General features: G+C 42.5%; 16 protein-coding genes, 1 tRNA gene and 2 pseudogenes. 8 read left to right on the top strand and 11 right to left on the bottom strand.

The annotated features are described in order from the left end of the window. Positions 1 to 175 precede the first annotated feature (175 nt). Both xseA and xseB read left to right on the top strand, forming a co-directional pair. Positions 176 to 1405 carry an exodeoxyribonuclease VII large subunit gene (gene xseA / locus CSQ79_RS10005; RefSeq protein ID WP_099701045.1) on the top strand — a complete coding sequence of 410 codons (1230 nt, stop codon included), beginning with the start codon at positions 176 to 178 and terminating at the stop codon, positions 1403 to 1405. A 96-nt stretch (positions 1406 to 1501) separates the two neighbouring features. After that, positions 1502 to 1756, top strand: coding sequence for an exodeoxyribonuclease VII small subunit (xseB, locus tag CSQ79_RS10000; protein WP_099701044.1), 255 nt, complete (start codon positions 1502 to 1504; stop codon positions 1754 to 1756). Between the two features lie 85 nt (positions 1757 to 1841). On the opposite strand, the gene CSQ79_RS09995 is transcribed toward xseB, so the two are convergent. Further along, on the bottom strand, positions 1842 to 3044 hold the full coding sequence (locus tag CSQ79_RS09995) for a DNA double-strand break repair nuclease NurA (protein ID WP_099701043.1): 1203 nt from the start codon (positions 3042 to 3044) through the stop codon (positions 1842 to 1844). 236 nt (positions 3045 to 3280) lie between these two features. Between CSQ79_RS09995 and CSQ79_RS09990 the strand changes: the two are divergent. Together CSQ79_RS09990 and CSQ79_RS09985 are read left to right on the top strand one after the other, a co-directional pair. After that, positions 3281 to 3619 (top strand): annotated as a pseudogene (locus CSQ79_RS09990) (Xre family toxin-antitoxin system antitoxin); the annotation flags it as partial. After that, positions 3619 to 4086 (top strand): RES family NAD+ phosphorylase, encoded by a 468-nt coding sequence (locus tag CSQ79_RS09985; protein ID WP_099701041.1) that lies wholly within the window; start codon positions 3619 to 3621, stop codon positions 4084 to 4086. The pseudogene CSQ79_RS09990 and the gene CSQ79_RS09985, both read left to right, overlap by 1 nt. A gap of 129 nt (positions 4087 to 4215) precedes the next feature. Here CSQ79_RS09985 and CSQ79_RS09980 read toward each other — a convergent pair whose 3' ends face one another. From CSQ79_RS09980 to ldpA, 5 genes are all read right to left on the bottom strand, one after another. Further along, positions 4216 to 4542 (bottom strand): hypothetical protein, encoded by a 327-nt coding sequence (locus CSQ79_RS09980; protein WP_099701040.1) that lies wholly within the window; start codon positions 4540 to 4542, stop codon positions 4216 to 4218. Positions 4543 to 4816: 274 nt separating this feature from the next. Further along, positions 4817 to 5599 carry an HAD family hydrolase gene (locus CSQ79_RS09975; RefSeq protein WP_099701039.1) on the bottom strand — a complete coding sequence of 261 codons (783 nt, stop codon included), beginning with the start codon at positions 5597 to 5599 and terminating at the stop codon, positions 4817 to 4819. 182 nt (positions 5600 to 5781) lie between these two features. Continuing rightward, positions 5782 to 5853: transfer RNA gene (locus CSQ79_RS09970), tRNA-Gln, on the bottom strand. A gap of 183 nt (positions 5854 to 6036) precedes the next feature. After that, positions 6037 to 7779: a R3H domain-containing nucleic acid-binding protein gene (locus CSQ79_RS09965; protein WP_099701038.1), complete on the bottom strand. Its 1743-nt coding sequence runs from the start codon at positions 7777 to 7779 to the stop codon at positions 6037 to 6039. 58 nt (positions 7780 to 7837) lie between these two features. Beyond that, positions 7838 to 9016, bottom strand: a complete 1179-nt coding sequence (ldpA, locus tag CSQ79_RS09960; protein WP_099701037.1) for a circadian clock protein LdpA — start codon at positions 9014 to 9016, stop codon at positions 7838 to 7840. 210 nt (positions 9017 to 9226) lie between these two features. Between ldpA and CSQ79_RS09955 the strand changes: the two genes are divergently transcribed. Then, complete coding sequence (locus CSQ79_RS09955) at positions 9227 to 9586, top strand: single-stranded DNA-binding protein (RefSeq protein ID WP_099701036.1); 360 nt, start codon at positions 9227 to 9229, stop codon at positions 9584 to 9586. Positions 9587 to 9742: 156 nt separating this feature from the next. On the opposite strand, the gene CSQ79_RS09950 is transcribed toward CSQ79_RS09955, so the two are convergent. Next, positions 9743 to 10459: an SIMPL domain-containing protein gene (locus tag CSQ79_RS09950; RefSeq protein WP_099701341.1), complete on the bottom strand. Its 717-nt coding sequence runs from the start codon at positions 10457 to 10459 to the stop codon at positions 9743 to 9745. Positions 10460 to 10774: 315 nt separating this feature from the next. Here CSQ79_RS09950 and CSQ79_RS09945 point away from each other — a divergent pair, with 315 nt between their 5' ends. Continuing rightward, a complete protein-coding gene (locus tag CSQ79_RS09945; protein ID WP_289501003.1) occupies positions 10775 to 12220 on the top strand; it encodes a cation:proton antiporter in 1446 nt (481 codons plus the stop codon). A 105-nt stretch (positions 12221 to 12325) separates the two neighbouring features. On the opposite strand, the gene CSQ79_RS09940 is transcribed toward CSQ79_RS09945, so the two are convergent. The 3 genes from CSQ79_RS09940 to labA all read right to left on the bottom strand — a co-directional run bounded on the left by CSQ79_RS09940 (position 12326) and on the right by labA (position 15445). Further along, the gene (locus tag CSQ79_RS09940; protein ID WP_099701035.1) at positions 12326 to 13126 is read right to left on the bottom strand and encodes a class I SAM-dependent methyltransferase; all 801 of its coding nucleotides are present in this window, start codon (positions 13124 to 13126) and stop codon (positions 12326 to 12328) included. A 51-nt stretch (positions 13127 to 13177) separates the two neighbouring features. After that, entirely contained in the window at positions 13178 to 14767 is a 1590-nt protein-coding gene (locus tag CSQ79_RS09935) for a 2-isopropylmalate synthase (RefSeq protein ID WP_099701034.1), read from the bottom strand. Between the two features lie 156 nt (positions 14768 to 14923). Beyond that, a complete protein-coding gene (labA, locus tag CSQ79_RS09930) occupies positions 14924 to 15445 on the bottom strand; it encodes a low amplitude/bright protein LabA (RefSeq protein ID WP_015187313.1) in 522 nt (173 codons plus the stop codon). A 959-nt stretch (positions 15446 to 16404) separates the two neighbouring features. Here labA and CSQ79_RS27640 point away from each other — a divergent pair. Both CSQ79_RS27640 and CSQ79_RS27635 read left to right on the top strand, forming a co-directional pair. Further along, positions 16405 to 17283: a CHASE2 domain-containing protein gene (locus CSQ79_RS27640; RefSeq protein WP_289501002.1), complete on the top strand. Its 879-nt coding sequence runs from the start codon at positions 16405 to 16407 to the stop codon at positions 17281 to 17283. Continuing rightward, a complete protein-coding gene (locus tag CSQ79_RS27635; protein WP_289501054.1) occupies positions 17262 to 18806 on the top strand; it encodes a protein kinase domain-containing protein in 1545 nt (514 codons plus the stop codon). Before CSQ79_RS27640 ends, CSQ79_RS27635 begins: the two co-directional genes overlap by 22 nt. A 114-nt stretch (positions 18807 to 18920) precedes the next feature. On the opposite strand, the pseudogene CSQ79_RS27630 reads toward CSQ79_RS27635, so the two are convergent. Beyond that, positions 18921 to 19452 (bottom strand): annotated as a pseudogene (locus CSQ79_RS27630) (G5 domain-containing protein); the annotation flags it as partial.

Below are 19452 nucleotides of genomic sequence, written 5' to 3'. Positions count from 1 at the left end.
TCGAGCCGAGTTTTAATGGTAAAACAAGTCACCCTCAATAAACGGCTGAACCATGAATCTACGTTTATCCTACGTAGTAATTTAGTAAGATTTTTAACCAAAAATTTTGGCTTATACATAAGAGATAATAGTTTTAAGCTTACCACTGACAACTAACTGTTCTTTTAGTTTTGTAATGACTTTTTATCAAGCAGATTTAGTGACGGATACTGCAATTTCTGTAGCTGGGTTAACCGCTTACATTCAGGCGCTGTTAGAGGAAAATGCCCAGTTACACCACATTTGGGTCATTGGTGAAGTTTCTAGCACTAATGGGCACTCTAAGGGGCTGTTTTTTACACTACAAGATACCGAAGGCAAAGCCGCGATCAACTGTGTGGTGTGGCACAGTCAAATAGAAAAACTGACACAAATACCTCAACGCGGAGAACAGTTAATTGTTTTGGGAAGTTTACGGCTATATCCTCAAAGAGGACAGTATCAGTTAACTGTATGGCAAGCTTTGCCAGCAGGCGATGGCTTACAAGCATTACGTTATCGCCAGCTACGTAACCGCTTAGAAGCCGAAGGGTTATTTGCCGTTGAACGCAAGCGATCGCTCCCGATCCATCCTCAGACAATTGCAGTTGTCTCTTCTCCTGCGGGTGCTGCATGGGGTGATATTCAAAAAACACTCCGCAGTCGTTATCCAGGAGTGCGCATATTGTTCTCTTCAGCTTTAGTTCAAGGTGAGCAAGCACCAAGCTCAATCGCAAAGGCAATTGCACGAGTGGAACAAGATGGTAGAGCAGAAGTCTTAATTTTGGCGCGGGGTGGTGGTGCGGTTGAAGAATTAGCTTGCTTTAATGATGAACGCGTAGTGAGAGCGATCGCCCAATGCTCGATTCCCGTGATTACGGGTATTGGTCATCAACGCGATGAATCTTTAGCTGACTTAGTTGCCGATGTTTGCGTCCATACTCCCACAGCAGCAGCAGTACAGGTTGTCCCTGAATTACAAGAACTTTATTTTGAACATCAGCAAAGAGTAACAACTTTGCATGCAGTCATGTATCAGCAGCTAAAGAACACAGAAAATCAGTTACAGGAATTTAAAATTCGTTTGCGACGTTTACGTTTAGATCAAAAAATTCCCCAAGAAAGACAGTTATTAGCATCGCAGCGTCATCAACTTGTCACCAGAACAAAGCAGCAGTTACAGCAAGCAACTTTACGCTGCCAGTTTTTAGAGCAGAAGTTAGCGAGTCTCGATCCTAAAGCAGTGCTAAAGCGAGGTTACGCTGTAGTTAGACAAGAGCAGGGAGCGATCGCGCGTAGTGCTAGTGACTTAACAATAGGACAAAAACTATCAATTCAGTTGAGTGAAGGTCAAGTTAAAGTCGAAGTGACAGAAATCATGAATTGAAAGTAAGTCATTGAACTTGATTTAATGTGAGATAGCCGTCTTTTGCTGTCCAAGTAGGCTACTTATCAAATCAAAAGCACTTAGTAACGGGTATTTATGGCTAGACGAAGTAAGGTAGTCAATTCTGACGCAGTAGATGCAACACTCAAACCCGACTGGAATTATGAAGCTAAGGTTGCCGAAGTAGAAAGAATTATTGCGCAAATTGAAGCTGGGGAGTTGGAATTAGAAGAGGTCTTTGAGAAATTTACAGCAGCTGTTGAATATTTACGTCAATGCGAAACTTTTCTCCAGCAAAGACAGCAGCAAGTAGATTTATTAATTGAAACTTTGAGTGATGAACCCGAATGAGAAGTCAGGGAATTGAAAAAGCAGAGGAGAATACTCTTTTCTATCTATTCAAAACTCATCACTCAAAACTCAAAACTAATCCCTTTTAGGCAATACTGCCGCGTTTGCGGGCTTCCTTGTAGGAAATTCCGACATTGCGTAAACCAGCTTTAATCATTTGTTGTTCGAGGAGGGTGAAGAAACGCGCGCGATCGCCACCACGAACCACGGCTTGATTGTGTGCTTCTGCAAGCGCTACAGGATAACCATATCCTTTTTGTACCTGTGCCAACATTAAGCTGAGGGATTGATCGAGTAACGCTTGGTTTTCTGCTACCCAGGCTGGGACTTCTATGCGGGCGATTTCTGTTCCTACATGAACGTAGCAAAAATAAACAGTATGGCAACCGTACAAGTCAAGAATGCGGTGCGAACTGCGCCATAGAGTACTGCGTTGTCCTGGCTTGAGGCTAGACGTCCATAGTGCAATATCTCGCAGGGGATCGAGCATTTGACACGGCGCTTTTTCGACAACAAGATTAGGACAATATGTCACGCAATCAGGATTTTCGTGCGGACACGCTTGTAAGCGTAAAAAGTTAATAGCTTCTCCACTACGCGAAGCACTGAGGTATCCCATCATGGGAATTCCGGCATCTTTAAGTTGATCCCAAGCATCTAAAATCGGCGGTAAAATGCGATCGCGGGCTTCTAAAGGTAATTGCTCTAAAAACCAATAAATCAGCGAACCATCCACCATTGCCAATAGTGGTACTTCACCCCTCGCCCCACGCTCCACGCCCCTCGCCCCTACAATTGCTAATTCCGCCAAAACAGTGGCTTCTGACGCAGTACGGCAATATCCCATCCATTCTTCCGTACGAATTCCCCACTGACGTGAAACATACAAGTCTTCAGGGAGATAAAACACTTCGGGTAAGCTATCTAATAATGGTTGCCGATTTTGCCCGTAGTGTAAGACAACGCGCCCGATATTGAGGAGGTAGCAGTAAGCAATTTCGTGCTGATTTGGGGCAATCTGCGAGCCATCAGTGGCAATGACGGTGTGAACTGCTGGGGGAATAGGAATGTCAACCGCAGTATCAAGAGGTTCAACAGGTGTAGCGATGCTGAACAGAATGCGATCGCGCCATTGCTGCTGTTTCTCCACTAATTCGGCTTGTCGCGTGCATGCGTCCGCAAATAACTCTTGGGCTAATTCTACGCGCTGACGACTGGCAGCAGCTTCTAAGGTGAGATGCTGGCTAATGCCTTGCATCGCTTTTGCGAGTTTTGTTAAATCGAGCATGATTAGCTATGGGCTTTTAGCTATTAGCTTCTAGCTTATATTCTTTTTTAGCGATTAAGATATCCCTCTCCTAAGAAACAATTTGAGTGGAGGGTGCAGCAATAAGATTAAATAACAGCTATTATTTCAATTGATATAATTTTAATGTCATTTGAAACACCGATATGGCTCAATCTGTAAAATAAGTACGTTCAGATCAGGTAAAAAACCAGACTGCTACAAGCACTCAGCTAAAAGGCTTGAGGTACGAAGCGATTAAAAATATAGCTAACCGTTTTTCCCTAGACAAAAATGATGTCAAGCAGCTATTTGGGATTTCTGAGAGTACTCAGTTTCGCTACGAGAAGCAAAATTCAGTTCTTAAGCCGGCGATCGCCGACCGTTTAGAGCGCTTTAGTCGAATTTACAACCAAGCTTTGGAGCTATTTGAGGATGAGAAAGAAACCCAGCGCTGGCTATCTACACCGAAAGCCGCACTAGAAGGAAATTCTCCTTTGAAAGCATTGGCTACTGATGCTGGAGCCAAACTTGTTGAACAAATCCTCTACCGTGCTGAATACGGCATATTCGGCTAGTGCAAGTCTGGAGAATTTGTAAAACCAAGCATCAAGACAGTGCTTTTTCTGGTACAGGTGGACTTTATGCACCAGGACGTTGGACTCCTCAAGGCTTTTTAGTTGTCTACACTGCCGATCTAGCTCTTGCAAGTTTAGAAGTTTTTGTCCACACCGAGAGCGATCGCATCCCCCTCGTTGCTATTCGCGCCTTTTTACCAGAAGATATTGCGATCGGCGAAGTAGATGTCAGTAGCCTACCCCAAGATTGGCAACAACCAGCAGCTTATCTAGTGTTACAAAATATCGGTAAGCGGTGGCTCCAAGAGCGGCAAACACCTGTGCTTAAAGTTCCTTCGGCAATTATTCCTGTTGAATTCAACTACCTGCTCAATCCTCAACATCCAGACTTGCAACTTTCACTTGAACCACCATTGCAGTTTAGGTTTGACCAACGAATGTGGAAAGTATCGCAATGGTCAATATAGTTAGGACATTAATATCCAGAACTTAGCTTAACTAGAGGCACGACTCAATAATTGGGATAGTCGTTACAAGCATCGTGAGGCGATCGCACTCGTACTCCACCTAAATCGATCCCCAACTTTAACGATACACTACAGTCCAATTACAGCTGACAAAAAATTTTCATGCGATCGCACTTCTTCCGTCCGATTGTTGCCTGAAAGCATAAAACTCAGTTCAAAGCATAGCCAAGGCTCAAAGGGTTCACCCGTTCCTGTTTCCATAATGAGATCGTCATGCAGCGTGTAGTCATCAATTAGCAACCACAACCCTGGACGAAGGTCAAACCACTGGCGATATTCACTGCTTTGGCGTTTAGGCTCGTGCAACGGAATCGTCCATACTTTCTGAATGGGGTACTTCTCTTGATATTGAGAACACTGGTTGATAAACTCCGGAACACAGAGAAATAGCGTCACGGAGGTTATCTTGCAGCAGGAAGATCTTGCCTTAATATCAAAGTCAAGACTATTGAGGGTGCTTAATAGTAAGCATTTCTCAATCAAAGTATAGTAAGTGAGTAGAAATAAAGGTATAGCAGAGGTCAGTTTTGTAGGAACTAGCGTTCCGTTGAGCAAACTTTACAAGACAACAGTTCTGAGCTTCTACAATTTCCTAACTATAATTGACCATTGCTATAACTTAAAGGCTGGTAACTGATAATTGACAAGGATATCCATTAACCATGACGATTTAACCCCAAGTTGAAAAATCATCAGCAAACTGAGAAAGTGATAGCAGCTGGATGCGATCGTGATTTTGGGCAGCTTGTTGTTCATCGCTTGTGTTATAGCCCCAATCGGCTAAATATAGTTTTACAGTGTCAAGATTTGACTGTTGAGCAACGAGTTCTAGCGTTTTCATGCGGTCTTCGACAAACCATAAACTAGCAGGTAATGTTTCTGCGGCAGTGATTAACTCGTGTAGAATTTTATATTTGGGACGTTTATTTTCTTTGCCAAATACTGATTTTGCTGGTAAATGAATTCCTTGTTGTGCCAGTAGTTGCTGCACAAACCGCCCTTCTTTAGTAGTCACAATAAATACCTGGATGGGGCTATTCATTAAGGAGTTGAGTTTTTCGATAACGCCAGGATAAAAGCGGTGTAAACCAAGCCAACTTGCTAAATCATCTGTAATCCATTTGTCGCGTAAAAAGTCGAGTTTCTGGGCAATAGCAGCAGATTGAAGGTGAGTTTCCTGCACGATCGCGGGGGCGATCGCATTCCAATCTTGCAAAATTTGCTCTTCTGCGACTCCTGCTAGCAAAGCGGCAATTAATACTGGCATTTCCCAACCTGTTTCAATGACTGGTCGTAACCGATAAAACTTTTCGGCTAAATTATCTGGTGGCGTTTCGTCTGTTTGTAGCCAAATATTACAGTAGCTACGCCAAGCTGTCTCAAAATATTCTTTCAGCCCGTCGCAAATGACGCCATCAAAATCAAGTGCGAGAATCGTTGGTTGTGCTGTCATGCCTGCTTACGCAATCTTTTTAGCTACGGTTTACTACACCATTAAGATTGCTTTAGCCGCATTTTTCAAGTCGATTTGTTTAAGTAGTAAAAGGCTGTTAGAACGAAACCTCCAATTACCAGTTACCCGTTACCTCTTACCATGCTGTAGAAGCTTTAAAAATGTTTACTAGTTTTATCAAACTGGGGCGCTAGGATTCGAACCTAGGAATGGCGGGACCAAAACCCGCTGCCTTACCACTTGGCTACGCCCCAATGGGTCAACCTTAACTATATTAGCAGCAAATCTAGAAAAAATGTCAAGTCTTTTTAAGAGGGGTTAGGAGCGAGTGAAAAAGTGATTAGTGCAAGAGTAGGAGTGTGTGAGACGAAAATGCTATTTTTCCCTACTACCCGCCTACCCGCTACTCGCCTACCCTCTGCCCCTTCTTACGTCACTCAAGCTGGGTAAATCCGCAAGCGACGGTTGGGTTCTTCGCCAAAGCTATTAGATTTTAGACGATAGTGTTCTACAAGTTCGTGTTGCATTTTGCGGACTTTAGGCGATCGCGGTAATAACTCCACAGGTTGTCCTTTGGGAATTACAATTTGCTCTACTGCTAGGCGCGCCTCTTCTAAGGCATCGATTTCGTCTTCACTTCCCCCTTGAGTAAATAAGCTCAGTTCGCGTTCATCAGTTGTCAGTGGCTCGTCCATGTCCAACATCCGGCGCAGCGTCCGCGTAATTTGGGGAATAGTGCTGGCTTTAATCATGTGGATCGGAACTTGACGCACTTTTGCGATGTGACGCAACTTTGAGTGATTTTTGACGTGCGATCGCAATGCCAAAATTGCATCTGCACTATCAATGTCTTTTGTCAAGACTACAGGTAAATTCAACACCTGAATCACTTGCTCTAACTGGTGACGACTCACACCATAGGGATAGATGTGTAGAGGTAAATCTTCTCCATTTGGCCCTGCAGTTTGCGCACCATAGCCAAAGAGATCGCTCTGATCGAGCGATTGGTCGAGTAATCGCTCGAATTCACTTATTCCTGATTCTGGCTCTTTGGAGTAGCGAGGCAATGGTGACATTTGTCCTGATGCCCGCCATCCATTTGGTTGTAGTACTGGCGTAGCTGATGCGTTTCCAGGCATTCTGAGGTCTTGTTTCTCGTCGGTAACGCCTCGAATTGAGACAGGTTGCTGACGAGTTACGGTCACTTTACCCGCATCATCTACAGTACGCATTTGAGGGCTTGGTTGATGTCCGCGTAAGAGACTATCTACAGTATCTGCTACACTTTCATGAACTACCCAACGCTGGCGTTCAAGCATTTCCACCGCAATTTCAAACGTAGGTGGCGCTTTACGTTCTAAAACAGTTTTCTGGCTGCGTCGCCTTCGGGCTTCGTCATCGCCTAATGTGACAGCTTGAATTCCTCCAACTAAGTCTGATAGCGTAGGGTTTTTAATCAAGTTTTCAATTTGATTACCGTGCGCTGTTCCGACTAACTGTACACCGCGTTCAGCGATTGTCCGTGCTGCCATAGCTTCAAGTTCAGTACCAATTTCATCAATGACAATGACTTCTGGCATATGGTTTTCCACTGCCTCAATCATCACTTGATGCTGCAATTCAGGACGTGCAACTTGCATGCGACGGGCGCGACCTATTGCTGGATGTGCAACGTCTCCATCTCCCGCAATTTCGTTTGATGTATCAATAATGACAACTCGTTTATTAAGTTCATCTGCTAGTACCCGTGCAATTTCGCGTAAAGCTGTTGTTTTACCGACTCCTGGACGACCAAGCATTAAAATTGAGCGACCAGTTTCTACTAAATCGCGAATCATACCGATTGTGCCGTAAACCGCGCGACCAACACGACAGGTTAAGCCGATAATTTTACCTGTGCGGTTACGGATAGCACTAATGCGGTGTAAAGTTTTCTCAATTCCGGCTCGGTTATCTCCTCCGAATTCCCCTACACGCTGGATGCACTCGTTGAGTTGTTCCTGCGAAATAGGTGTATCAGAAAGGTACTCGGCTTGATTGGGGAAGCGGGCTTCGGGAAGACGCCCCAAGTCCATCACTACTTCAACCAATTTATCCCTCAAAGGGTGATATTCTAAAGCTTGTCGAATCTCTAACGGCAAAATATCCAGCAATTTTTGCAGATCGTCTGTATTGGGCATTCTTCCTAGGGTGGCGTTATCAACAAGAGAGTAAGATGAGCGTGTGATTTCAGCATTTTTACACTGACTTTAGCTGAGAAACTAAAGAATTTGCTAGCTTCACAGCTTGCCAGAGTAATTTTTGGTTATCTTCTAAGCGCAGTGGGGGCACCACAGTATCTTGATTTATGGGCATTTGATCTAATTGCTCTAAAATAGGTAAAAGTAAAGCGCGAGCGTAACTTCCGTAAGCAATACCGGAGATAGAGGGGCGAGGAGCGTGGAGCGAGGGGCAAGACTTTACTTTTGGTTTGTAGTTATTCGATTTCTCTGACCTCTGACCCCTAAACCGAAGGTCTGCGCCAGCATCCCCTGACCTCTTCATCAGTCCGATCGCTCTTAACTTTGCAACGGTATAATCATTAGTTCCTCCAGCTAACTGTACATATCCAGGTAATCCGGCTGCGAGTACCTTTTGACTGAGCTTCACGGCAGCTAGGGTTGTGCCATCACCAATATCACCGCTCATAGGTCGTCCGTCGGTTTGCCAAATCAACGGGCAGGGTAGTGGTGCAATGATACTATGCAGGTTCCACAAGTAATCAATCATGCCGTCTCCGTCAGGACAGCTAATTGCTATTAACTTTAACCTGTTAACCCAAGGTTTGATTCCCTGCCACAATCTTTTAAATTCAGTTATTCGCCCTACTTGCGTGTGAATTTCAAGTGCATCAACTCCAGTAGATAAAACTAACGGTGCGATCGCTCCTGGTGTAGCAACATAAGAGCGAGTATAAATTAAATCGTTAGGACAAATTGGTATACAGCGCCCACATCCATAACAAAGATCTTGGACTACGCCAGAAAAGAGATTGCGGTCAAATACAATTGCTTTTGCTGGGCAAATCTTTTCACATGGTCGAGGACACTCTACCGGACATACCTCTGGATTAAATTCTGCTTTGCGAAAATGTGGGTCTTCTCCATCATTTAAGCTCACCATTAACCACGGGCTACCCTGGTAAGCAAAACCCTGCTGCTGAGCATCAACAGCCAGCAACTTCGCCACTTCCAACGCTTCTTGCGCTGCTGCAATTACCGCAGGATCAGCCGCCACGTCAATACAGTCAGCACCAGCTAACGCGTAAGCTAATGTTAAATTTCTAACCGCAGGTAGATGTTGAAAGCTAGCTCCGCAGATCAACTTAAACCAGTGACCTTCTTTTAAGGAGCATAAAGGTTTATACAAATCAGTCACACTTCTATGCTAATGTGTGACGTCAAAAATAGCAGCTTGGGAGTCAAATTTAATCTAAAACTTTTGATGGGTAACTCGATGCAGGCAAAATGCCTACGTGACAATTCATATGCTAAAAAAGTGGAACATAATTGTTTCTCACCAAGTTTGGTAAGAGTGAGGATATTCGCGATTACTCTATAATAGAGTACATTTGTACTGGAAAAAGCGATGAGTCTTAATGTTGTAACTTTAGTAGGTCGTGTTGGTGGCGAACCAGATATCAAGTATTTTGAATCTGGCAGTGTCAAGTGTCGGTTGACGTTGGCGGTGAGACGTCAGTCACGTAACAGTGATGAACCTGATTGGTTTACGCTGGAGTTGTGGGGCAAAACAGCAGAAATTGCGGGTAATTATGTCCACAAAGGAAGTTTAATCGGAGTCAAAGGATCTTTAAAGTTTGATACTTGGAGCGATCGCAACACAGGCGCAACGCGCACGTCACCCATTATCCTGGTAGATAAATTAGATTTGTTGGGTTCCAAACAAGATACCAACTCCAATTTTTCGAGTGGCGATGACAATTTTTAGTAGAAAATGTGACATTTGCAAGAATGCGAGTGCGAATAAATTCGCTACTAGACAAACAAAGTCCACCTTCGTGGACTCGCTAATAAAGTTTTTATCTTAGTGTGCGGAGGCACACTTTGTTTCTGTAGCCCCGACTTCAGTCGAAGGGCGTTCTTTCTAGTACCGAATTTGCAACGTTACTGTCGCTTCAACTTGCTGTTCGCCACCCACAACTGGTGTAGTCTCAACGCTATCTGCTACAGCTGCTTGACGCGCTAAAGGAATAGGTGGCGGCGGAGTCGTACCAGCATTATTAATTTGGATACTAACGACTTCACTAGGTGAGAGATTCAAGACATTTAATACAGCATTAGCTTGTTGTTGGGCATCTTGCGTTGCTTCGCGTAAAGCTTGCTGTTGGGCTTGGGCGATCGCGCTATCTGTCGCAATAAAACTCACACTATCAATTCTTGTTGCCCCAGCTTTTACTGCTTCATCTAATAAATTTCCTATTCTTTCAGTCGCAATCCGAAAACTGACAATATTTGTTGCCGAATATCCAGTCAACCGCTGTGTATTATCAGTATAGCTATAGACTGGGTTAAGTGTGATACCAGTAGTTTCGAGTCTTTCTACATTACGTGTTTTCAGTAAAGCAACAACTGCTGATGAGCGTCGGGCAGCCTCTTGTTGAACTTCAGCGGCAGTTTTGCCTTGGACTTCAACTCCTAAACGCACTAAAGTCAATGTTGTGGGAATTGACTCCGTACCGCGACCGCTTACAGTAATAGTACGCATAGAAATTGGAACTTGCGGTTGTTGTGCCATAACAGGAGCGGCGAATGCTAAACATAATACGCTAGTTGTTACAAATACTCCGCGTAACGGCTTCATCAAATTGGAAAAATATTTATGTTGGCGACTTTCAGCTACAGAAGAGGGATTCATTGATTTTGCTGTCCTCACACTTAGAGGCTAATTAAATTTTGACGTCATGTATGACGTGCTATCTAATCTGGCATTAAACAAAAAACAATGTTGCAATTGTTACAGTTTTTGTAACTTAAAATTAGTTAGAAATCAGGTGAGTAGTTTAATTTTAATAGAAGTATAAAGAAACCCTATTTACACCATTACTAATAACCACTCCTAATTTAGTTAGCAAACTTGTACAGTAAAAAGAATGTTTGTACACATATTGGAAGGTAAATGCAATTGCCAATTTTAACCTGGTTGATGCAACTCCCAGGATGGGGAAATACGTATGTGCTGGCAAGTGCGACAGAAACTGCGGCGGAAGCTTCCTCTGAAGCAGAATATGGAACACTGTTGCTAACAGCAGTACTGCTGAGTTTGGTTGTCATTTATCTGGCAAGTAAAGTAGGTGGAGAATTCTCAAACCGCGTTGGTTTACCACCTGTTTTGGGAGAATTGGTTGGTGGGGTGTTAGTTGGGGTTTCTGCCTTGCATCTTTTGGCATTTCCAGAAGCTGGAGTAGAACCTTCTAGTTCTTTGATTATTAGATTTCTAGAATCTACTGGAGGTCTTACTCCCGATCTAGCAGGCGCTGTGTTTCGCGACCAAAATGATGTCATCAGTGTCTTGGCAGAAATTGGTGTTGTGATTCTGCTGTTTGAGATTGGTTTAGAGTCAAATCTCAAGGAATTACTTGAAGTTGGCATTCAAGCAACATTAGTTGCAATAGTGGGAGTTGCTGTCCCTTTTGCGGCTGGTACTGCGGGATTGATGGTTTTCTTTGGGATTTCGGCTGTTCCAGCAATTTTTGCGGGTGCAGCTTTAACTGCAACGAGTATCGGTATTACGTCGAAGGTTTTGTCTGAATTGGGGCGACTCAATTCTAAAGAAGGTCAAATTATTTTAGGTGCTGCGGTTATTGACGACGTATTAGGCATTATTGTCTTAGCGGTCGTTGCTAGCTTGGCAAAAACTGGTGAGATTGATGTCACCAACGTTGTTTACTTGATTCTTAGTGCGAGTGGTTTCTTAATTGGTGCTATTCTTCTGGGTAAAGTATTCAATAAAACGTTTGTCTCAGTAGTGGATCTGTTTAAGACTCGCGGCGGCATTGTCATACCGGCAATCATTTTTGCTTACGCTATGGCATACTTGGCAGCTGTGATTCACTTGGAGGCAATTTTAGGAGCTTTTGCAGCTGGTCTAGTGTTAGATGAAACCGATAAACGCAAAGAATTGCAACGTCAAGTCATTCCGATCGCTGACATCCTAGTACCAATTTTCTTTGTGACTGTAGGTGCAAAAACTGACTTGGGAGTGTTGAACCCAGCCAATCCTACAAATCGCGAAGGTTTGTTGATTGCAAGTTTTTTAATTGCGATCGCGATCATTGGTAAAGTCGTCACAGGTTTAGCTGTATTTGGTCAACCTGGAATCAATCGTTTGGCGATCGGTGTGGGGATGATTCCTCGTGGTGAAGTCGGACTTGTCTTTGCTGGAGTTGGTTCGGCAAGTGGTGCGCTTTCTAAACCGTTAGAAGCAGCGATTATTATGATGGTCATTTTGACAACCTTTTTAGCACCACCTTTATTGCGGTTTGTATTTCCTGATTCAGAACCAGCAGTTGAATCTGCGGAAGCAGTTCCTGAATTAGATCGGGCAGCAAATCGGCAACCGTAGAAGAGAGGGGTGAGGAGTGAGGGGCGAGGGGTGAAGGTGAATTATGAATGGAGTTAATTCATAATTCAAAACTAGTCACTAACCACTTCTTCCTCTCCCTGTTACTTATTTTGTGGCGACAACGGCGATATTCCAGGCGAAGCGTTTCATTAGAGGTAGTTTTTTGAGAAGGACATCAAACTTTTCTAAGTTTTGATATGTGGGTGCTAGTCGGGAGTGTTCAAGGATGATTTTCTTCCAGTATCTTTCTTTGTTTGGATCTACTTTTTCAATTAAATAAAAGCGTAGGAAAATCCATAAAGTCGCTAGCCAAAAGGTATCGTAAGTTGTTTTTGAGAAGTGCGATCGCACAAAATCAACAATATTGATATCCAATGGCATTTCGTCTTCGGTTCGTACCTTTGTGGCAATGCGTCGATACACATTAATCACAGGATTATGCCGTAAAGGGTCCCAAAAACAAGCTTTTCCACCAGGCTTAAGAACGCGATGCATTTCGCGAATTGCGGCGCGGGGGTTGGGAATGTGATGCAAAAGATTTGAGGCATAAACTATATCAAAGGTGTTATCAGGACAATCAAGTGCGATCGCATTCATTGTGCGTCCTTGAACTTTTACCCCATTTGCCTCAGCAAGTTTCAATGCAACCTCCACCATTCCTGGCGAATAATCTGCTGCAACACATCTTGCCCCTTTTTTCGCAAAGTAGACGCTGTTTTCACCCGCGCCACAACCTAAATCTAATAACAACTTGCCTCTAAGATCTCCTAAATGATTCAGAATGAAGCGATTTTCGGGGGCAGTACAAGCTTCAAAGTAATCTCGGACTTGAATTCCTTCGACGTCAATTGTAGAAGCCCATTCATCATGGAATCGTTGTTCTTTGGCAAATACATCATCGCGCATGATGACCTGGCTGCAAATAAAAAAGGTGGGCATTGCCCACCCTATCATGTTTTACACTGTTAATTGTTGCTGCTTATTCTGGATGGCGGCATACAAACGATTCAGGGCGTTAACGTACGCTTGGGCTGAGGCAACGATAATATCTGTGTTAGCTGCATGACCAGAATACACGCGGTCTTCATAACGTAGGCGAATTGTGACTTCACCGATCGCATCAATCCCCGCAGTCACTGACTGAACAGAAAACTCAATCAGTTGATTGGGGACATTCACCACGCGGTTAATGGCTTTATAGACAGCATCAACGGGTCCGGTACCAATTGCCGCATCGGTTAATTCTTCACCTTCAGGAGTACGAATCGACACAGTAGCAGTGGGACACGCGCGATCGCCGCAGGAAACCTGCACAAACTCTAAACGAAATAGTTCTGGTGTTTGTTGAATTTCATCGTTGACGATTGCTTCTAAATCCCAATCAGAAATCTCTTTTTTCTTATCTGCTAAGTCTTTAAACCGCAAAAATGCTTTATTTAAATCTGTTTCCGACAGTTCAAATCCCAATTCCTTTAAACGAGTGCGGAAGGCATTGCGTCCCGAATGTTTGCCCAAGACGATTTGATTATCAGTTAAGCCGATGGATTGGGCATCCATAATTTCATAGGTCAGCTTATTTTTCAACACGCCATCTTGGTGAATTCCAGATTCGTGGGCAAAAGCATTTGCACCAACAATCGCCTTATTCGGCTGCACCAGCATCCCTGTTAAATTAGAAACGAGTCGGGAAGTTTTATAAATTTGATGCGTATCAATATTTGTCAAAGGTGCTTCAGAATCAACTGGGCGACCTAAATAAGGGTTATAGTATTGCCGTCTGACGTGTAGCGCCATGACTAATTCTTCTAGTGCCGCATTGCCAGCGCGTTCCCCAATACCGTTAATCGTACATTCGAGTTGTCGCGCTCCATTTTTGACAGCTTCTAAGAAGTTAGCAACAGCTAAACCCAAATCATTGTGACCGTGAACCGAAATAATTGCTTGGTCAATATTTGAAACATTCTCTTTTATACCGCGAATCAGCGCTCCAAATTCACTAGGAGTAGTGTAACCTACGGTATCAGGAATATTGATTGTTTTTGCGCCAGCAGCGATCGCGCGTTCTAGCACTTGATACAAGTATTCTGGATCAGTGCGTACCGCATCCATAGGAGAAAATTCCACATCATCCATGAAAGATTTAGCATAGGCGACCATTTCTTCAGCGATCGCTAACACCTCAGAACGGGATTTTTTCAACTGGTACTCTAGATGAATATCTGACGTGGAAATAAATGTATGAATTCTTGCTTTAGCAGCTGGCTTTAATGCCTCTGCTGCTGCTTTAATATCATCCTTGATTGCTCTTGCCAAACTACAAATTACAGGACCGTCTTCAGTACCTACAGTTTCGGCAATTTGCTGTACTGCATTAAAGTCTCCTGGACTGGCAAATGCAAATCCAGCTTCGATGATATCTACACCCAACCGTGACAGTTGGCGAGCAATCATCACCTTCTCTTCTACATTTAATGTGGCACCAGGACATTGTTCTCCATCCCGCAATGTTGTATCAAAGATAATGATGCGATCTTGTTGTGCGTGCATAGTACTCCTTATTTGATGTTGTTTATGTCAACTTATTCTTGATTTCTACTACAGCGATCGTAAATTATATGTAAACACGTTCATGCTATTGCTTTGTATGTGCCGTTTGTTCTTTGTATTTAAGTCTAAAATATCAACTATATTTCAACTAAATTATTAATAATCTACTTTCTCTATGTATTCTCTAATATCATTTAAATCAATATATCTATCAGTAGCATTCCGTAATTCTCGTGCAATCATTCCTTCTGTGGACACTACAGTAATGTGAGTATCTTTTGAGCGCAATAGCTCAATTGCTCGTTCAAAATCTCCATCTCCACTAAATAAAATAACATGATTATATTGCTCTACAGTATTAAACATATCTACGACAATTTCAATGTCTAGGTTCGCTTTTTGCGAATAACGTCCAGAGGTATCGTCGTAATATTCTTTAAGAATTTTATGCCGTACTGTATATCCTAAGCTGATCAATGCATCTCTAAAACCACGCTGATCTTGTGGATCTTTTAAGCCGGTATACCAAAAGGCATTGATTAATATCGTCTCTGGTTGCTCTGTTTTAAAGTATTCCAATACTCTTCTTGGATCGAAAAACCAACCATTTTTTTGTTGCGCATAGAACATATTATTGCCGTCTACAAAAATAGACGTGCGGTTTATTAAGCATGCCATAAAAGTTAAACCTAAAAGCTTAGAAATAGTTAGTTTTCCTTTAATTTGTATTGCAACTTATATAGCGTTTCTATTTGATTTATGAACATCTCCTTGGGGCTGCTAATTATTCAAGAGTCACTTTTTTACTGTTTGAGCAGCATACTAGCTTCTCTTTCATTAGCCATTAGCCACTCTTCTAGTACGTTATCAAATTCACAAATCATTTAAAAGTACTATATTACTTAAAATAATTGAATAAAATATATTTTTCCGAAGCCGCAAAATATGCCGCATTTTTTAGAAAATCCTTTGTTCAGTTTACTATTTCAGATAATACACAATTGTCTTTTGTTTCTACCCTACTGTCACCTAGAGCATCTAAACATTTTTTGAGGTTTAATGCTTTTTTTGCAATAACTCCTACCAATTTTTTCCTAGCTTGTTGCTTTCAGTACTTACTAAAACACACAGTATATTTGGCTAAAATTGTTTAAATTACTGCTACTGTCACTAATTTTAGGCTTTAATGTAGCTTTGTAATACCTCCTAAATAGCGTGTAAACTGATAATAAGACATAATAAGTTTAGTCACAAATATAAATCTGAGTTGTCGTTTTACGCTTGTCGGCTGAATTATAACAGTCTCTACACTCTGAGAAATTTATAATCACAGGCACAGTCTATAGTATTAATGCTAACGCTACTTCTTAGGCACCTACTAGTGCCGATGACAGCAAGTAGTTTTGCTTAAAATAGACAGCACGAGACAACTCTTTAATTTTGGAGATTTTCCATTGTCGAATAAAATTGTTGATAGGGTACATAGTACCAGAGATTTTTACTGCCTAAGTATAAATGCTATTGCGAGTAATATATGCATATCATAGCTAAATTCGGTTGATATTGAAGTTTTGAGAGATTAACTTAGAAAAGACAAAATCAGGTTGTTGTAGGGAAAACAAGCTTCCAGGCAAGATATGACACAAGACGATACAGCATCCAAGCTCCAGAAAAAAGACTCAGCTGGTAAGCGATCGCTTAAAGTGCATAAAGCAACGACAAAAATCACTGCAATATTGACGGTACGTCAATCGTTACGTCTTGCCTGGATCGGACACATTCTTACAATAGCTTGGGCAATCGCAGCTGCGATCGCAATAGGCGGAAATTGGCGATTAGTTCAGCTGTGGGAATCTCATGTCCAGACAATGTTTTTTGAACTCCGTGGTCCAGTAGCGCCACCAGAAGATATTGTCATTTTGGCGATTGATGAGCCATCATTATCAATACCCAAGCAATTGTTGGAAGCAGATCCACAAAAATATGCTTATTTGGAACCACTGAAAGCTTGGGCATGGCAACGTGCTGCGTATGCACAAGTAATCGATCAGTTGATGGCAGCAGGTGCAAAAGTCGTTGCTTTAGATATTTTATTTACCAACCCTAGTAGCTACGGTTCCGCTGACGATCAACAATTAGCTCAAGTATTGCAGCGCTATCCAGGTAAAGTAGCATTGGCTGCCGAGTATGCAGAAGCAGAAATTTATCAAGGTAGATTAATTCAATTAATCCAGCCCGAACGCTTATTTTGGACAAAACCGCATTCAATTGGCACAATTAATTTTCCGCTAGAAGCTGATGGGAAAGTTCATCGGTTTGCAAGTACTTTCCCAGAGTTATTGTCGCAACAAGAAGAATACCCAAAAGATACACTGGAAGAATTGAAAGATTTCCCTTCATTTGAAGAGGCAGTGGCTAAAGCCGCTAACCCTGCGTTTGTCAGACCTCAAGCAGAGTATATTAATTTTTATGGTCCAGCTGGACATTTGAGCAGATTTCTTTTTGGCATGTATTAGATCCTGAAAACTGGAATAGCTATTTACAGCAAGGAAGGTATTTCAAAGATAAAATTGTTATAGTCGGGGCAACAGCAGCTTCACTACAAGATTTTCATGGAGCGCCATTTGCTGGAAGTTGGTTGTATCCACAGCAAATGTCAGGAGTAGAAATTCAAGCGAATGCGATCGCAACTTTACTAAATAATCGTGCGATCGCACAAGGAATTCCTAACACCAATACATGTAGCTTGTTTGTACTACTTTTAGTTGGTGGAAGTGCATTTTTAATTAGAAGATCTAAGCGCACTGCTATTCAATGTGCATCGACCGCAGGAATTATGATTTTCTGGGTCAGTCTGAGTTATTTCAGTTTCATATATGGTGGTTTGTATTTTCCTGTTGCTGTTCCTTTGGTTGCGATCTCTCTTGCCAGCTTTTCCTACTTGGGTACAGGTGTAGCAAGTGAAAGATTGAGAAAAAGGAGTTTACACCGTAGCTTAGAACGCTATGCATCGTCTCCAATTGTGCAAGAAATTATTAGTCAACAAGATGACCTACAATACCTACTTGAGCAACGTGAGCTAGCAACGATTGGAAAGCTCCTTGGCGGGCGTTATAAAATTGTCAGAGTATTAGGTGCTGGTGGCTTTAGTGAAACCTATGTAGCAGAGGACAGACAACGCCCAGGTAGTCCACTATGTGTTGTTAAACAACTTAAACTTGCGAGTAACAATCCCAAACACTTCCAACTTGCTAGACGTTTGTTTCAATTAGAGGCAGAAACCCTAGAAAAGTTGGGAACCCATGACCAAATTCCTCAACTGCTGGCGTACTTTGATGAAGGTGAAGAATTTTATCTTGTGCAAGAGTTGGTTATTGGTCATCCTCTCAGTCAGGAAATTCCTCCAGGTAGACCAATGCCAGAATCTACAGTTGTCACAATAATACACGAGCTTCTACAAACTTTAGAATTTGTTCACAGTCATGGAGTCATTCATCGAGACATCAAACCGAGTAATATCATTCGGCGACACTCCGACAATAAGCTTGTGCTAATTGACTTTGGTGCAGTCAAAGAAGTAAGTAACCAATTATTAGATCAAGAAGGGCAAAGTAGCTTTACTATCGGAATTGGTACTCAAGGCTATGCTCCCAGTGAACAATGTGCAGGTCGTGTTAGATATAGTAGTGACATTTATGCATTGGGCATGACAGGAATTAGAGCTTTAACTGGATTATCTCCTCATGAGTTGCAGCTAGATGTAAACACGGGAGAAACACTCTGGATGGACAAAGCTCAAGTTAGTCATGAGTTTGCTACATTTTTGTGTAAAATGGTGCGTCATGATTTTACCAAGCGCTATCAATCTGCGTTAGAAGCTTTATCTGACTTTGAGCAACTAGTAAATTTGCATACTAGCTCTTTAAAAATAGACGATAACTTACCTACAGATGACTACGATTCTCCTACAACACCTTGGGGTATTGCAACTACCGAAATTGCTGATCCAAATTCTACTATTGTTTTGCCGCCACAGTAGTTAATTGTAGTACAGATATACTGCTTTATCTGTGGCGGTATTTGTTGTGCTACCGCAGTAGGAAGCTTTGCCAGCAATGTGAAAAAACAGCTAATTACAATTTTATAGCTCTTGTTATAGCTCCACTGGTGTAGACTCTTCAATCGGAGATGGCGTATTGTCAACTGGTGGTTCTATTGGCGTGTTATCAACAGGCTCAGTTGGCGTATTGTCGATAGGCTCAGTTGGGGTGTTATCAACTGGTGGTTCTATCGGCGTATTGTCAATAGGCTCAGTTGGGGTGTTATCAACTGGTGGTTCTATCGGCGTATTGTCAATAGGCTCAGTTGGTTCAGTTGGGGTGTTATCGATAGGCTCAGTTGGCGTATTGTCAACTGGTGGTTCTATTGGCGTGTTATCAACAGGCTCAGTTGGCGTGTTATCGATAGGCTCAGTTGGCTCAGTTGGGGTGTTATCAACTGGTGGTTCTATCGGCGTATTGTCAACAGGCTCAGTTGGGGTGTTATCAACTGGTGGTTCTATCGGCGTATTGTCAACAGGCTCAGTTGGTTCAGTTGGCGTGTTGTCAACTGGTGGTTCTATCGGCGTATTATCAACAGGCTCAGTTGGTTCAGTTGGCGTGTTATCAACAGGCTCAGTTGGCGTA

The organism is Gloeocapsopsis sp. IPPAS B-1203, assembly GCF_002749975.1.
Classification (GTDB): Bacteria; Cyanobacteriota; Cyanobacteriia; order Cyanobacteriales; family Chroococcidiopsidaceae; genus Gloeocapsopsis.
Note: the sequence above shows the minus strand (reverse complement) of the source record. Positions and strands in the feature narration are given on the sequence as shown.

Bases quoted from the DNA above. Each gene is read 5' to 3' on its own strand.
- xseA (WP_099701045.1), top strand. From the start codon at position 176: ATGACTTTTTATCAAGCAGATTTAGTGACGGATACTGCAATTTCTGTA.
- xseB (WP_099701044.1), top strand. From the start codon at position 1,502: ATGGCTAGACGAAGTAAGGTAGTCAATTCTGACGCAGTAGATGCAACA.
- CSQ79_RS09995 (WP_099701043.1), bottom strand. From the start codon at position 3,044: ATGCTCGATTTAACAAAACTCGCAAAAGCGATGCAAGGCATTAGCCAG.
- CSQ79_RS09975 (WP_099701039.1), bottom strand. From the start codon at position 5,599: ATGACAGCACAACCAACGATTCTCGCACTTGATTTTGATGGCGTCATT.
- CSQ79_RS09965 (WP_099701038.1), bottom strand. From the start codon at position 7,779: ATGCCCAATACAGACGATCTGCAAAAATTGCTGGATATTTTGCCGTTA.
- CSQ79_RS09955 (WP_099701036.1), top strand. From the start codon at position 9,227: ATGAGTCTTAATGTTGTAACTTTAGTAGGTCGTGTTGGTGGCGAACCA.
- CSQ79_RS09950 (WP_099701341.1), bottom strand. From the start codon at position 10,459: ATGAAGCCGTTACGCGGAGTATTTGTAACAACTAGCGTATTATGTTTA.
- CSQ79_RS09945 (WP_289501003.1), top strand. From the start codon at position 10,775: ATGCAATTGCCAATTTTAACCTGGTTGATGCAACTCCCAGGATGGGGA.
- CSQ79_RS09940 (WP_099701035.1), bottom strand. From the start codon at position 13,126: ATGCGCGATGATGTATTTGCCAAAGAACAACGATTCCATGATGAATGG.
- CSQ79_RS09935 (WP_099701034.1), bottom strand. From the start codon at position 14,767: ATGCACGCACAACAAGATCGCATCATTATCTTTGATACAACATTGCGG.
- labA (WP_015187313.1), bottom strand. From the start codon at position 15,445: ATGGCATGCTTAATAAACCGCACGTCTATTTTTGTAGACGGCAATAAT.
- CSQ79_RS27640 (WP_289501002.1), top strand. From the start codon at position 16,405: ATGACACAAGACGATACAGCATCCAAGCTCCAGAAAAAAGACTCAGCT.